Source organism: Salinicoccus sp. RF5 (assembly GCF_020786625.1).
In the GTDB taxonomy this organism is placed as follows: Bacteria; Bacillota; Bacilli; order Staphylococcales; family Salinicoccaceae; genus Salinicoccus.
In genome coordinates, this window is sequence record NZ_JAJGRC010000002.1 from 1 (window position 1) to 12,285 (window position 12,285).

The window sequence follows — 12,285 nt, forward strand, 5'->3', positions numbered from 1 at the left end:
GAATATTGTCCGGTGGCAATGGCGGAGAGGCCCCACCTGTTCCCATGCCGAACACAGCAGTTAAGCTCTCCAGCGCCGATGGTAGTTGGACTGACGTCCCGTGAGAGTAGGACGCCGCCGGGCAATTACATAAAAGGATTCCTTTATAGGAATCCTTTTTTTGTGTTTCTGGACACCTTTTGCTTATAATTGAAGGAAAACATATGGACCAGTGGTGAATATATGGAACTTTATGAAAGAATAACTGAAAAAATTGATGCCGAAAGCATATCAATGCATGTACCTGGACATAAAAATAACACCATCGGTCAGTTGTCGAAACTGGACTGGAGTTATGATATGACAGAAATAGAAGGACTTGATGATCTTCATGATCCTGTGGAGGTGCTTTCTCGACTGAATGTAAATATTGCAGAGAAATATAAAGGCTACAAAGCGCAACTGATGGTGAATGGAACTACAAATGGCATCATATCTGCCATCTATGCACTTTCCCGAACTCATCACCATTTCATTGTTGTGAGGGGCGCTCATAAATCCGTCTACCATGCTTTGGATCTTGCAGGAAGCACTTTTCAAGAGATTGATCGCAGTGTGGTCTGCATGACTGAATTTCATCCAGGAGAGGTAGTGATAATCACTTATCCTACATACAATGGAGAATGCTTTGACATCGAAGGTATGATTGATCATATTCATTCCTATGGCAGTCTGGTATTGACCGATGAAGCCCACGGAGCGCACCTCGATATAGCAGAAAGCTTTCCCTCATCCTCGATGAAATTCGCTTCAGACATTGCGATCCAGTCATATCATAAAATGCTGCCTGCTCTGACAATGTCTTCAGTCATCTTTGTAAGGGATGAAACCCTGTATGAAAGGATCATGAAATACATCAATTATTTCGAGACATCGAGCCCTTCCTACCTGCTCCTGCTTTCGATGGAGCAGGCGCATGAATTCTATCTGAACTATACATCAGGGGAATTCTTCCGAAAAAGAAAGATACTCATTGAAGCAATGGAAAGTAAGGGGATCGAAGTTAAGGAACAGGATGACCCGGCGAAGCTTCTATTGAATTACAATGGCATGAGTCCTTTCATGCTGCATGCGAGCTTCATTGACCTTCATATCTATCCGGAGATGGTGACTGATGAAGGAGTCCTGTTCTGCCTTCCTCTCTTCCACCAAGGGGACAGCTATCCATTTTCATTGCTCATCGAACGTATCCAAAAGATGGAGTTCAAGGGAAGGGAACTCGAGCCGGTTGATGGGCAGGTGGATATATTGAAGGGTCGAATATGTGTAAAAAGCATCGTACCCTACCCTCCGGGTGTTCCTCTTGTCCATGAAAATGAAGTGATCACAGGAAGCCACCTCAAATCGATTAAGCACTATCTTCATAATCATGTTAGAATAGAAGGTATAAAATATAATTTACAATACTATAATAATGAGGGTGACCAATGAGCCATTTCATAACATTTGAAGGGCCGGAAGGGTCGGGAAAGACGACGCTCATCGCCCGGATTTTCGAACATCTTTCCAAATCGCATGAAGTGATCATGACGCGTGAACCTGGTGGCATAGGGATCAGCGAAATGATCAGGGAAATCCTTTTGGCCAAAGGGAATGATATGGATGAAAGGACTGAGGCATTGCTTTTTGCTGCGTCCAGACGCCAACATCTGATGGAGAAGGTCCTTCCTGCACTGGAAGCAGGCAAGATCGTCCTGTGTGACCGCTTTATAGACAGCTCCATTGCCTATCAAGGTTATGCACGGCATATTGGCGCCGAGGCAGTAATGTCCATCAATCGTTTTGCGATAGAAGACCATATGCCGGATTTGACCATTTATCTGAAGCTGGATCCTGAAATCGGTCTTGAGCGCATCAGCAGCAATAACCGGGAGCATAACCGGCTGGATGCCGAAGAAATAGACTTTCATAAAAATGTTGTTATGGGTTATAATGAATTATCAGAAAACTTCCCGGAACGCATTAAGACAGTAGATGCAAGCCAATCACCGGATAAGGTGATGGAAGATGCAATAGAAGTAATCAACCAATACTTGAATCAAGAGGTGAATCAGTCATGAAAATGATAATTGCTATTGTACAGGATCATGACAGTCAGAGGCTGGCTGATCGGTTGGCTAAAAAAGACTTCAGGAGTACAAAGCTTGCTACAACAGGTGGATTTCTGAGGGCGGGAAACACAACCTTCCTTTGTGGTGTCAGAGATGAGCGTGTGGACGAATTGCTCACACTGATTGATGATACATGTGGCAACAGGGAGCAGACAGTGGCTCCAGTCACACCAATGGGAGGAAACGCTGACTCCTATATCCCTTATCCTGTAGAGGTTGAAGTGGGCGGCGCAACAGTATTTGTACTGCCTATAGAACAATTTGAAAGATTTTAAGAGTGAAGTGCTATGAAGGCAGAAAACAGCGTCGTCGAAAATCAATTGAATCGAATTATAGAAAACGGCAGATTGAGTCATACGTATATGTTCGAAGGGGATGCAATAGAGACCTTAAAACGTTATGGTGAATACTTTGCACTGAACATCCTTGGAGATACTCCAAGGCATGCACGGCTTATATCAGAAGGCAACCATCCGGACTATTTCTATCTTGAAACCTCGGAAACGACAATCAAGAAAGAAGCGATAGAGGATCTTGTACGGAGGATGAACCGCAAGCCCACAGAATCCGACTATAAGGTTTATGTGATCGAAGCCTTCGAAAAGCTCACACCTCAGGCAGAAAACAGCGTTTTGAAGTTTCTTGAAGATCCCCCGGACAAGACGATTGCAATACTGCTTACCATAGATAAAAGCAGCATACTTCCGACCATCCACTCGAGGGCACAGCACATCCATATAAAAGGTGAACGCAATGATCGGATCAAGATGCTGGATTCATTGAGTCAGGCAGAACTTACCACCGTAGATGTACTGGCTCTGAACGCCCAGCATGTGAAAGATCTCGAGGCATCATTTTCGGATCTGAGGCAGGCTGCTATGGCGTTCTCAGCAAAGTGGCTCGGGAACCACCCCCTCGTACTGATAGAAATCAAGCCAATGATCGATCTATGCCAGAACAGGAGGGATTACGGCCTCCTCCTGCAGATGATCGACGGCTACGTCAGGCAGTGTCTGCATGAACTCCTGGATCTTGAGGATTTCAGACCCTTTGGGGATGAAGTGAAGAATATGAAGTCAGGACAGCGTATAGAAAAGCTGTCGCACATGCTGGAGGAAATTCAGACCGCAAACCGCCTGCTGCAGTCCAATGTGCATCCAATGCTCGTATTTGAAAGTATGGTTATCTGCTCGAAAGGTTGAATGATTATGATAGAACTCATCACTGCTACCCAATTGGACTATTTCGATAATATTTATATAGAAGCTAAAGAAGACAAGGTGGAACGCGATGATTTCATCATCACGGAGACAAAACGCGGTATTGAAATGCTGCGCGTTGTAAAGCCGAACTACCATGTCCCAAAAGATAACATTGTAGAACCGGACGGCCGGTTCGTCCGCAGGGCGACAGAAGAAGATGTGGAGACTTTCCATAACAACCAGTCATTGGCCCAGGAAGCACTCGGCTTCTGCAAAGAGGCGGTTGTAAAGGAAGGGCTCGACATGCAGCTTGTCAATGCCAAGTACACATTGGATCGCAAGAAGCTCATCTTCAACTTCACGGCTGATGAAAGGGTGGACTTCAGAAATCTGGTGCGTGTATTGGCGACGCGCTTCAAGACGCGCATCGAGCTGCGTCAGATCGGGGTACGGGACGAAGCAAAATATCTCGGCGGCATCGGACCATGTGGACGCGCACACTGCTGCTCGACATTCCTTGGGGATTTCGTTCCGGTGAGTATCCAGATGGCCAAAAACCAGGATCTTTCGTTGAGTCCCACAAAGATATCAGGGGCCTGCGGTCGTCTCATGTGCTGTCTGAATTATGAAGATGAGTATTATGAAGATGCACGCGAGCAGATGCCTGATGTCGGTCAGACGATCGAGACGCCTGATGGTCGTGCTGTTGTGATCGGCATGAACATATTGGATCTGGTCGTCAAAGTGAAGTACAAGGATGACTATATCCGCGAATATCACTGTGACGAACTGAACGCAGCCGGCGGGGTGCAGTAATGGATCGCGAACGACTGTTTACACACATCAGCAAGCTTGAAGCGGATATGAACCATATGTATGAGGAACTTCAGACGCTGAAGGAGCTCTCGGTGCGCCTCGTCGAGGAGAATGTAAGCCTGCAGATGGAGAAGGACAACTACGAACAGCTTCTGGCAAAAGAAGAATCCGAGAAGGCGAAGTCATTCAAGCAGAATACTTTAAATAACCTTTATGATGAAGGGTTCCATGTGTGCAGTATCCATTTCGGCACACACCGGCATGGCGAAGATTGTCTCTTCTGCCAGGGCTTCCTTCAGCATAGGAACAACTAGGCGGCTTCGGCCGCTTTATTTATTGAGGGTGAAGACATGTTAAAAGATGGAGAACGTGTGGATGAACTGTTCAGGGAGTCGATGAAGATCATCCAGAGCAAGGCGGTGTTTTCATTTTCAGTGGATGCGCTGCTGCTGGCAAACTTCACACGATTTTTGAAGAGGGACCGCAGCATTATAGACCTGTGTTCTGGAAATGGCATCATCCCCCTGCTGCTGTCACACCGGACTGCGCTTCCCATTGAAGGGGTGGAACTCCAGCCTGAACTCGTCGATATGGCAGAGCGCAGTATCGTAATGAATGGCAAGGAATCACAGGTACGGGTGAGCCAGGGAGACATCAGAAACGTCAGGGAAATGTATGAGCATTCCAGCTTTGATGTCATTACAGTGAATCCACCCTACTTCACAAACAATCAGCCGCTGAAGAACAAAGGACCGCACAGTATAGCGCGCCATGAAATCCACATCGACCTCAAAGGGGTCATCGGTGCGGCACGTTTTCTGGTGAAGAACAAGGGCAGGTTGTATATGGTCCATCGTGCTGAACGGAGCATGGAAGTGGTGAATGAACTCTTCAATGCAGGATTCCGCGTCAGGCGCCTGCAGTACGTCTATAACGACATGACATCCGGGACAGCGCTGTTCGTGCTGATAGAGGCCATATTCAACAGTCAGGCCTATGCAGACGTTCTGCCTCCACTCTATATTTATGACTTACAGGGAAACTATACGGAAGAGATGCTGGCGGTCTATTATGGGTGAGCATTTTGTATATATCGTGAAATGTGCTGATGATACCCTCTATACAGGTTATGCAAAAGATGTATCGAAGCGGCTGGAGAAGCATAACAGTGGAAGGGGCGCCAAGTATACACGCAGCCGGGGGCCGGTGGAACTCCTTTATCATGAGGGCCATGATACGAAAGGTGAAGCATTGAAGCGGGAGCATGCAATAAAAAAATTGACCAGGCAGGAAAAGCTGGCATTGATCAGGAGGGATGGATGTGCAACTCTATATCACGGGGACGCCGCTCGGCAACCTGGAAGACATGACGTACAGGGCGGTTGAAACACTCAAGACTGTAGATGTGATACTGTGTGAGGACACACGTACAACAAGAAAGTTGGCCAATCATTTTGGAATCGACACGCCCCTCAGGGCCTATCATGACTTCAATAAGGAGGAATCCGAAGGCCGCATCATCAAAGAGATGCAGGAAGGACGGACATTTGCACTGGTGAGCGATGCAGGAATGCCGGTCGTCTCCGATCCCGGTTTTGAACTGGTCGCCCGGATGCAGGAGGAAGGGCTTGAATACGTGGTCATCCCATCCGGCTCGGCTTTTACATTGGCACTTGTCGCAAGCGGCATCCCGTCATATGAATTCACATACTTCGGTTTTCTGCCGAAAACGGGGTCAAAGCGGAAGAAGAAGCTGAAGGAGATCATGACACATGAGCTGACATCTGTACTGTATGAATCGCCGCATAAGGTAAAGGATACCGTGGGGGTGATTGCAGATATTGATGGAGAAAGGATGATCAGCATATCGAGGGAGATCACGAAAAAATTCGAACAGCATGTAAGAAGACCGGCCTCTGAAATGCTGGGTCTGCTGGACGGAGAAATCCCATTGAAAGGGGAATTCGTCATCGTCATCGAAGGAGCAGAACCAGAATCGGTGCACTTCGACATTCCAGCAGCCGAGCATGTGGAGGCACTCATAAAAGAGGGGCTGACACCAAAACGGGCAATCAAGAAAGTGGCGGAAGTCCGCGGGCTGAAGAAGCAGGATGTCTATGACGAGTTTCATGAAACAAAAAAATAAGCGGTGGTCGCCGCTTATTTTTTATGCATTACTTATTCATTTTTGACTGAATCTCTTCGATGAGCTTCTCTGCGCCTTCCTGGCTCAGAATGATTCGGCCGTCCGCAAGACGCATGTTCTGTTCCGAAACATCTCCAGTGACGGCGCAGGTCATCTGCGGCTTATATTTCTTGAGAATGATCGTATCGTCATCCGTATATATTTCAAGCGCATCCTTGACTTCGATATCAAGGACACGTCTCAGTTCTATAGGAATGACCACCCGTCCAAGTTCATCCACTTTACGTACTATCCCGGTTGATTTCATAAGAATCCCTCCATAATTTCATTCATCCACTTGACCTATTCCACCTTCCTGTCCATGTCCAGAAGACATCATGAAAAGGGAGGATCAGTATCTAGATTGAATACCCAAGAATTATTTAATGAAACGTGATTTATCATATTTAAGGATGAATGTCAATAAACACATTGCATCCGATTGTTGAGTTCTTGCTGATTATAGCATATTGCTTCCTCGAGTGCCAATATAAACCACTGATAAACCTGATAATATTGAAAAAAATATTAAATTGGTTATATTTAATAGATGAACAAATAGGAGGAAGAGCATGGAGAAACCAACTTACTATATCACCACACCGATATATTACCCAAGTGGAAAGTTGCATATCGGCAACGCCTATACAACGATTGCATGTGATGTCATGGCAAGATATAAACGCATGCGCGGATATGATGTCTATTATCTGACCGGTGCAGACGAACACGGCCAGAAAATAGAGAAAAAAGCAGAAAAAATGGGCATCTCGCCCCAAAAGTATGTGGATGATATGGCTGCATATATGCAGGAACTATGGTCACTTCTCGAAATCACCAACGACCAGTTCATCCGTACCACGAGTCCAGGCCATAAGGTTGCTATCCAGAAGATATTCGAAAAGCTCTATGAGCAGGGCGATATTTATCTTGGTGAGTATGAAGGCTGGTATTCCGTGGAGGATGAAGAGTTCTTTACAGAAACCCAGCTCGAGGAAGTCTACCGGGATGATGCCGGCAACATGATCGGCGGCATGGCACCAAGCGGACATGAAGTGGAACTCGTCAAAGAGGAGAGCTACTTCTTCAAAATGAGTAAATATGCAGAGCGCCTCGAGAAGTTCTATGAGGAGAATCCGGGCTTCATCCAGCCGGAATCCCGCAGGAATGAAATGCTGAACAACTTCATCCGGCCGGGCCTCGAAGATCTCGCGGTTTCCCGTACGACATTCGACTGGGGCGTGCCCGTCAAATCGAATCCGGAACACGTGGTGTATGTATGGATAGATGCCCTGTGCAACTACATTACGGCACTCGGCTACGAGTCGGATGATGACGGCCTCTTCCAGAAGTACTGGCCTGCTGATGTCCATATGATCGGGAAGGAAATCGTCCGTTTCCATGCCATCTACTGGCCGATCATGCTTATGGCGCTCGATCTGCCGCTGCCGAAGAAGATACTCGGCCACGGCTGGCTGGTGATGAAAGATGGCAAGATGTCGAAATCCAAAGGCAATGTCGTCTATCCGGAGACGGTTGTGGATCGCTATGGTCTTGATGCGCTCCGCTATTATCTGATGCGTGAGGTACCATTCGGTTCTGATGGCGTCTTCACACCGGAAGCCTTTGTCGACCGTACGAACTATGACTTGGCAAACGACCTCGGGAATCTGGTCAACCGTACAATCTCCATGATCAACAAGTACTTCGACGGCAATCTGCCTGACTACACGGGACACAATAATGCATTTGATGAAAGCCTGGAGAGTACTGTATATGAGAACGTCAAACTCTATGAAGCAAACATGGAGGAGATGGAATTCAACAAGGCACTCAGGGCGGTATGGACGATCATCAGCCGTACGAACAAATACATTGATGAGACGCAGCCATGGGTTCTGGCGAAAGATGAGGCGGAGCGCGAAGCATTGGGCAGTGTCATGGTCCATCTGGCAGAAAACATCCGCATCATCGCAATACTCCTGAAACCATATCTGACACATGGGCCTAAAGAGGTCTTCAGACAGATGAACGTGACGGATGAATCGCTTCAGACGTTCGACTCCATCCTGTCGTACGGAAGTATCCGTACAGCTGGGAAGATGATCAATAAGCCGGAACCGATCTATCCGCGTCTGGACGTGGAGGCGGAAGTCTCCCATATCAAGGATCTGATGACTCCGGACACGCCAGAGTCAGAAGACGAAGAAGCAGATGATGCGGAGAAGATCACAATCAAGGATTTCGACAAGGTGGAAATCAAAGTTGCGACGGTCATCCATGCAGAAGGCATCAAGAAAGCGGACAAGCTCCTCAAGATCGAGGTGGACCTAGGAAGTGAGAAACGTCAGATTGTAAGCGGAATCCGTGAGGCGTATGAACCTGAGGATATCGTCGGCAAGAAAGTGCTTGTCGTGACGAATCTCGAACCGGTTAAGCTTCGTGGGGAGTTGTCCCAGGGCATGATCCTTACAGCCGAGAAGGGCAATCACCTGACGCTGATATCAGTACCGAGCGGAATCGAGAATGGCAGTACAGTCAAATAAGGAGGCATATCATGCTTATTGATACGCATGTACATCTGAATGCAGACCAATATGAAGAGGATCTGGAGGCCGTCATCGAACGCGCTGAAGAAGCGGGTGTCGGCAAGATGGTGGTCGTCGGCTTCGACAGGAAGACGATTGAACGTACGATGGACCTGATTGATCGATATGACAATATATATGGTGTCATCGGATGGCACCCTGTCGATGCCATCGACTGCACAGACGCGGATCTTGCATGGATAGAGGAGCTATCCAGCCATGAGAAGATTGTCGGCATCGGAGAAACCGGATTGGACTATCATTGGGAAAAGTCTCCACATGATGTCCAGAAGGAAATCTTCAAAAAGCAGATCGCCTTAGCCAAGCGTGTCAATCTTCCAATCATCATCCATAACCGTGAAGCGACAATGGACTGTGTTGAAATCCTGAAGTCGGAAGGTGCCCATGAAGTCGGGGGCATCATGCATGCGTTCAGTGGTACCCCTGAAGTTGCAGATGAAGTCATCGGCATGAACTTCCATGTTTCGCTTGGTGGTCCTGTAACATTCAAGAACGCCCAGGACCCGAAAGAAATTGCCAAGCATGTGCCGATAGACAAGCTGCTTGTGGAGACGGATGCGCCATATCTGGCACCTCATCCGTATCGGGGGAAAAGGAATGAACCTGCCCATGTGAAGCTCGTTGCAGAAAAGATCGCCGAGCTCAGGGAGATGCCCTATGAGGAATTGGCAAAACAGACAACAGATAACGCCGAAAGGCTTTTTGGGATATAGAAATAAAATCACCGCATCGACGGTGGTTTTATTTTTTGCATGAAAAATGTGATATTATGAAAATGAGGTGCATATATGGACAGACCGGCAATAAAAGAAGTCATCATCGTTGAAGGCAGGGATGATACAAGGCGTCTGAACGAAGCTGTTTCCTGTGAAACAATAGAGACGAAGGGTTCTGCAATCGATGAAACGGTGATGCGCGAAATAGAAGTGGCGCTGGCCACGAGAGGTGCAATCATATTTACAGATCCGGATTACCCCGGCCAGAAGATCCGCAATACGATACTCGAAAGGTTCCCCGACATCAAAGAGGCATTCATGCCGCGGGCGAAAGCAAAGGGACGGAACGGGGGCATCGGCATAGAACACGCCTCCGTGGAGGACATCATAGAAAGCCTCTCCAAGGTTTATACGAGCGTGTCGGAGCCGGAAGAGACCATCACCATCCAGGATATGGTCCGGTGGGGCCTCTCCGGCAACAGGGAAGCTGCAAATCGTCGGACCTACTTGTGCAATCAGCTGAATATCGGCTATGCCAATGCGGGACAGCTCAGGAGGAAGCTGAACCGCTACAGTATTGGACATGCACAGGTGGAACGCATATTAAATGAATTAAAAGGTGAATAGAATGAAGGATATTGCGACAGTAGGAAGAACAAAACAAATATTGGAAGACCACGGCTTCACCTTCAAGAAGAGCCTGGGGCAGAACTTTCTTATCGACCTGAATGTCATCAGGGAGGTGCTGAACAAGGCCGGCATCACAGAGCGTACCGGCGTCATCGAAGTGGGCCCGGGCATCGGTTCATTGACTGAGCAGCTTGCGAAGCGTGCGGGTAAAGTGGTCGCCTTCGAGATCGATCAGCGCCTGATTCCTGTACTCCGGGACACACTCTCCCCATACGACAATATTGAAGTGATCAACGAGGATATATTGGAGGCGGATATCAGAAAAACGATTGCCGAAGAATTTTCGGCGTGTGATGAGGTCATTGTCGTAGCGAATCTGCCCTACTACATTACAACGCCGATACTGATGAATTTCCTGGAGCAGAACCTTCCGATTGCACGCTTCTATGTCATGATGCAGAAGGAAGTGGGGGAGCGGATCAGCGCCACTCCAGGCAGTAAGGCGTATGGGTCGTTGTCCATCGCAATCGACTATTTCACCGAGGCGCGCGTGGTCCAGAATGTCCCGAAATCGGTATTCATGCCACCGCCGAATGTTGACTCCATCATCGTGGAGATGGTGCGCCGTGAGGCACCGAAGGTGAACGTGGAGGATGAAGGGCTTTTCTTCAAATTGACACGAGGAGCATTCGGCCAGAGGCGGAAGACGATCCTGAACAACTATTCAAGCATCTTCGAAGATGGCAAGAAGAAAAAGGATGTAATCCATCAGATGCTGGAGCAGGCCGGCATCGATCCAAGACGGCGCGGCGAAAGCCTTTCTACAGAAGATTTTGCTAAAATATATGATGCAGTCAAAGCTTTTCCTGAACTCACGGTGAGTGGGAAAGTCTGAAAATTGACTGAATTTATACGAAATTTTGACAGAATTATGTAAACTTGCTATAATGGGTGTAGTGAGGTGGGCCAAATGCCAAAAACTTTAGTCGACATCAAAAATATTCTTGATTGTCAATTGGGTAATCCAGTTTTACTCCGTGCAAATGGAGGACGCAAGAAATTGATTGAACGACGGGGTATTCTTAGAGAGACGTATCCTTCTGTCTTCGTCGTAGAACTCGATCAGGAGGAACATAGCTTTGAAAGAGTGTCATATACATATACGGATGTATTGACATCGAACGTTGAAGTGACATTCTATAATGAAGAGAGAGAAGCATTTGTAATCCAATAAGCGAACGGCGGCTGCCATCCCAGGATGGCGGCTATTTTTTTGCAGCAAATAAAAAGGACAAGCTTTGGCTTGTCCTTTTCTGCTATCTGATTGTCTTGAGTCCCTTGGACCAGTTGACTGTTGTGGTGATGACATTTTCCATCGTTGCATTGTGGATCTCCGCCGGTTTGAAAGTCGTCATGTTCTCAAAATCAGTGAAGAGGCTGAATGCACCGAATGGTGTGACTGTTGCGATGTTCAGGTTGCCGAGGATCTGGCGCAGGGATAATGTTGCTGCGACTGCAAGAGTGGAACCGTAGCCGACGATGCCCGCTGCCTTATTTCCCCACTCAGGTCCGATATAGTCGATGGCGTTCTTCAGGGAAGAAGTGATGCTCTTATTGTATTCAGGAGTGATGAAGATGAAACCGTCGAGTTCATCAATCTTCTGTGACCATGCATTCACCGTATCCTGGGAATATTCCTTGTTCGCCATGGCAGGGGGTACATCTTCATTGAACATGGGGAAGTCATACTCTTTTATGTCGACGATTTCGAATTGTGCCTCGAGATCCATCTTTTCCGCGAAATCCTTAACCCATTCTGCAACCTGCAGATTGACCCGGGCTGGACGCGTGCTGCCTGTAATGATTCCAATTTTGACCATAAATGATTCCTCCATCAAGATATATTCTAGTTATAAAAAGTAACTTACTTTTTATATATTACATTAAACAGATCAAATTTCAAGCCTTTTGGCCTTT

The 12,285-nt window shown here is 47.3% G+C and carries 16 protein-coding genes and 1 rRNA gene; 15 read left to right on the forward strand and 2 right to left on the reverse strand.

The window, feature by feature from the left end; all coding sequences use genetic code 11:
- Positions 1-8: 8 nt before the first annotated feature.
- The 10 genes from rrf (at position 9) to rsmI (ending at position 6,314) form a co-directional block, all read left to right on the forward strand.
- Positions 9-123 (forward strand): 5S ribosomal RNA (rrf, locus tag LLU09_RS06930).
- Positions 124-222: 99 nt separating this feature from the next.
- Positions 223-1,470 carry an Orn/Lys/Arg family decarboxylase gene (locus tag LLU09_RS06935; RefSeq protein ID WP_228311133.1) on the forward strand — a complete coding sequence of 416 codons (1,248 nt, stop codon included), beginning with the start codon at positions 223-225 and terminating at the stop codon, positions 1,468-1,470.
- Entirely contained in the window at positions 1,467-2,099 is a 633-nt protein-coding gene (tmk, locus tag LLU09_RS06940) for a dTMP kinase (RefSeq protein ID WP_228311134.1), read from the forward strand. The genes LLU09_RS06935 and tmk overlap by 4 nt, the downstream gene beginning before the upstream one ends.
- The gene (locus LLU09_RS06945) at positions 2,096-2,425 is read left to right on the forward strand and encodes a cyclic-di-AMP receptor (protein ID WP_040106344.1); all 330 of its coding nucleotides are present in this window, start codon (positions 2,096-2,098) and stop codon (positions 2,423-2,425) included. The genes tmk and LLU09_RS06945 overlap by 4 nt, the downstream gene beginning before the upstream one ends.
- A gap of 12 nt (positions 2,426-2,437) precedes the next feature.
- A complete protein-coding gene (locus tag LLU09_RS06950; RefSeq protein WP_228311135.1) occupies positions 2,438-3,352 on the forward strand; it encodes a hypothetical protein in 915 nt (304 codons plus the stop codon).
- Positions 3,353-3,358: 6 nt separating this feature from the next.
- Complete coding sequence (locus tag LLU09_RS06955) at positions 3,359-4,168, forward strand: PSP1 domain-containing protein (RefSeq protein ID WP_084217768.1); 810 nt, start codon at positions 3,359-3,361, stop codon at positions 4,166-4,168.
- Positions 4,168-4,482, forward strand: a complete 315-nt coding sequence (locus LLU09_RS06960; RefSeq protein WP_031547735.1) for an initiation-control protein YabA — start codon at positions 4,168-4,170, stop codon at positions 4,480-4,482. The genes LLU09_RS06955 and LLU09_RS06960 overlap by 1 nt, the downstream gene beginning before the upstream one ends.
- 36 nt (positions 4,483-4,518) lie before the next feature.
- Positions 4,519-5,247: a tRNA1(Val) (adenine(37)-N6)-methyltransferase gene (locus LLU09_RS06965; RefSeq protein WP_228311136.1), complete on the forward strand. Its 729-nt coding sequence runs from the start codon at positions 4,519-4,521 to the stop codon at positions 5,245-5,247.
- Positions 5,240-5,554, forward strand: coding sequence for a GIY-YIG nuclease family protein (locus tag LLU09_RS06970; RefSeq protein WP_228311137.1), 315 nt, complete (start codon positions 5,240-5,242; stop codon positions 5,552-5,554). Before LLU09_RS06965 ends, LLU09_RS06970 begins: the two co-directional genes overlap by 8 nt.
- Positions 5,490-6,314 carry a 16S rRNA (cytidine(1402)-2'-O)-methyltransferase gene (gene rsmI / locus LLU09_RS06975; protein WP_370632476.1) on the forward strand — a complete coding sequence of 275 codons (825 nt, stop codon included), beginning with the start codon at positions 5,490-5,492 and terminating at the stop codon, positions 6,312-6,314. Before LLU09_RS06970 ends, rsmI begins: the two co-directional genes overlap by 65 nt.
- Positions 6,315-6,342: 28 nt before the next feature.
- Here the strand turns inward: rsmI and LLU09_RS06980 are convergent, their stop codons facing one another.
- A complete protein-coding gene (locus LLU09_RS06980) occupies positions 6,343-6,621 on the reverse strand; it encodes a transition state genes transcriptional regulator AbrB (RefSeq protein WP_031547729.1) in 279 nt (92 codons plus the stop codon).
- 304 nt (positions 6,622-6,925) lie between these two features.
- Between LLU09_RS06980 and metG the strand changes: the two genes are divergently transcribed.
- From metG to LLU09_RS07005, 5 genes are all read left to right on the forward strand, one after another.
- On the forward strand, positions 6,926-8,899 hold the full coding sequence (metG, locus tag LLU09_RS06985; protein WP_228311139.1) for a methionine--tRNA ligase: 1,974 nt from the start codon (positions 6,926-6,928) through the stop codon (positions 8,897-8,899).
- 11 nt (positions 8,900-8,910) lie between these two features.
- On the forward strand, positions 8,911-9,675 hold the full coding sequence (locus LLU09_RS06990) for a TatD family hydrolase (protein WP_228311140.1): 765 nt from the start codon (positions 8,911-8,913) through the stop codon (positions 9,673-9,675).
- Between the two features lie 75 nt (positions 9,676-9,750).
- A complete protein-coding gene (rnmV, locus tag LLU09_RS06995; RefSeq protein WP_228311141.1) occupies positions 9,751-10,305 on the forward strand; it encodes a ribonuclease M5 in 555 nt (184 codons plus the stop codon).
- Between the two features lies 1 nt (position 10,306).
- Positions 10,307-11,203 (forward strand): 16S rRNA (adenine(1518)-N(6)/adenine(1519)-N(6))-dimethyltransferase RsmA, encoded by an 897-nt coding sequence (gene rsmA, locus LLU09_RS07000; RefSeq protein WP_228311476.1) that lies wholly within the window; start codon positions 10,307-10,309, stop codon positions 11,201-11,203.
- Positions 11,204-11,278: 75 nt separating this feature from the next.
- The gene (locus LLU09_RS07005; protein WP_031547719.1) at positions 11,279-11,542 is read left to right on the forward strand and encodes a Veg family protein; all 264 of its coding nucleotides are present in this window, start codon (positions 11,279-11,281) and stop codon (positions 11,540-11,542) included.
- Positions 11,543-11,624: 82 nt separating this feature from the next.
- Here the strand turns inward: LLU09_RS07005 and LLU09_RS07010 are convergent, their stop codons facing one another.
- Positions 11,625-12,188: an NADPH-dependent FMN reductase gene (locus tag LLU09_RS07010; protein ID WP_228311142.1), complete on the reverse strand. Its 564-nt coding sequence runs from the start codon at positions 12,186-12,188 to the stop codon at positions 11,625-11,627.
- Between the last annotated feature and the right edge of the window lie 97 nt (positions 12,189-12,285).

Excerpts from the sequence above, each read along its gene's own strand:
- LLU09_RS06960 (WP_031547735.1), top strand. The coding sequence starts at position 4,168 with ATGGATCGCGAACGACTGTTTACACACATCAGCAAGCTTGAAGCGGAT.
- LLU09_RS06990 (WP_228311140.1), top strand. The coding sequence starts at position 8,911 with ATGCTTATTGATACGCATGTACATCTGAATGCAGACCAATATGAAGAG.
- LLU09_RS06965 (WP_228311136.1), top strand. The coding sequence starts at position 4,519 with ATGTTAAAAGATGGAGAACGTGTGGATGAACTGTTCAGGGAGTCGATG.
- rsmA (WP_228311476.1), top strand. The coding sequence starts at position 10,307 with ATGAAGGATATTGCGACAGTAGGAAGAACAAAACAAATATTGGAAGAC.
- LLU09_RS07010 (WP_228311142.1), bottom strand. The coding sequence starts at position 12,188 with ATGGTCAAAATTGGAATCATTACAGGCAGCACGCGTCCAGCCCGGGTC.
- LLU09_RS06955 (WP_084217768.1), top strand. The coding sequence starts at position 3,359 with ATGATAGAACTCATCACTGCTACCCAATTGGACTATTTCGATAATATT.
- LLU09_RS06935 (WP_228311133.1), top strand. The coding sequence starts at position 223 with ATGGAACTTTATGAAAGAATAACTGAAAAAATTGATGCCGAAAGCATA.
- metG (WP_228311139.1), top strand. The coding sequence starts at position 6,926 with ATGGAGAAACCAACTTACTATATCACCACACCGATATATTACCCAAGT.
- LLU09_RS06970 (WP_228311137.1), top strand. The coding sequence starts at position 5,240 with ATGGGTGAGCATTTTGTATATATCGTGAAATGTGCTGATGATACCCTC.
- LLU09_RS06980 (WP_031547729.1), bottom strand. The coding sequence starts at position 6,621 with ATGAAATCAACCGGGATAGTACGTAAAGTGGATGAACTTGGACGGGTG.
- LLU09_RS06950 (WP_228311135.1), top strand. The coding sequence starts at position 2,438 with ATGAAGGCAGAAAACAGCGTCGTCGAAAATCAATTGAATCGAATTATA.
- LLU09_RS07005 (WP_031547719.1), top strand. The coding sequence starts at position 11,279 with ATGCCAAAAACTTTAGTCGACATCAAAAATATTCTTGATTGTCAATTG.
- LLU09_RS06945 (WP_040106344.1), top strand. The coding sequence starts at position 2,096 with ATGAAAATGATAATTGCTATTGTACAGGATCATGACAGTCAGAGGCTG.
- rnmV (WP_228311141.1), top strand. The coding sequence starts at position 9,751 with ATGGACAGACCGGCAATAAAAGAAGTCATCATCGTTGAAGGCAGGGAT.
- tmk (WP_228311134.1), top strand. The coding sequence starts at position 1,467 with ATGAGCCATTTCATAACATTTGAAGGGCCGGAAGGGTCGGGAAAGACG.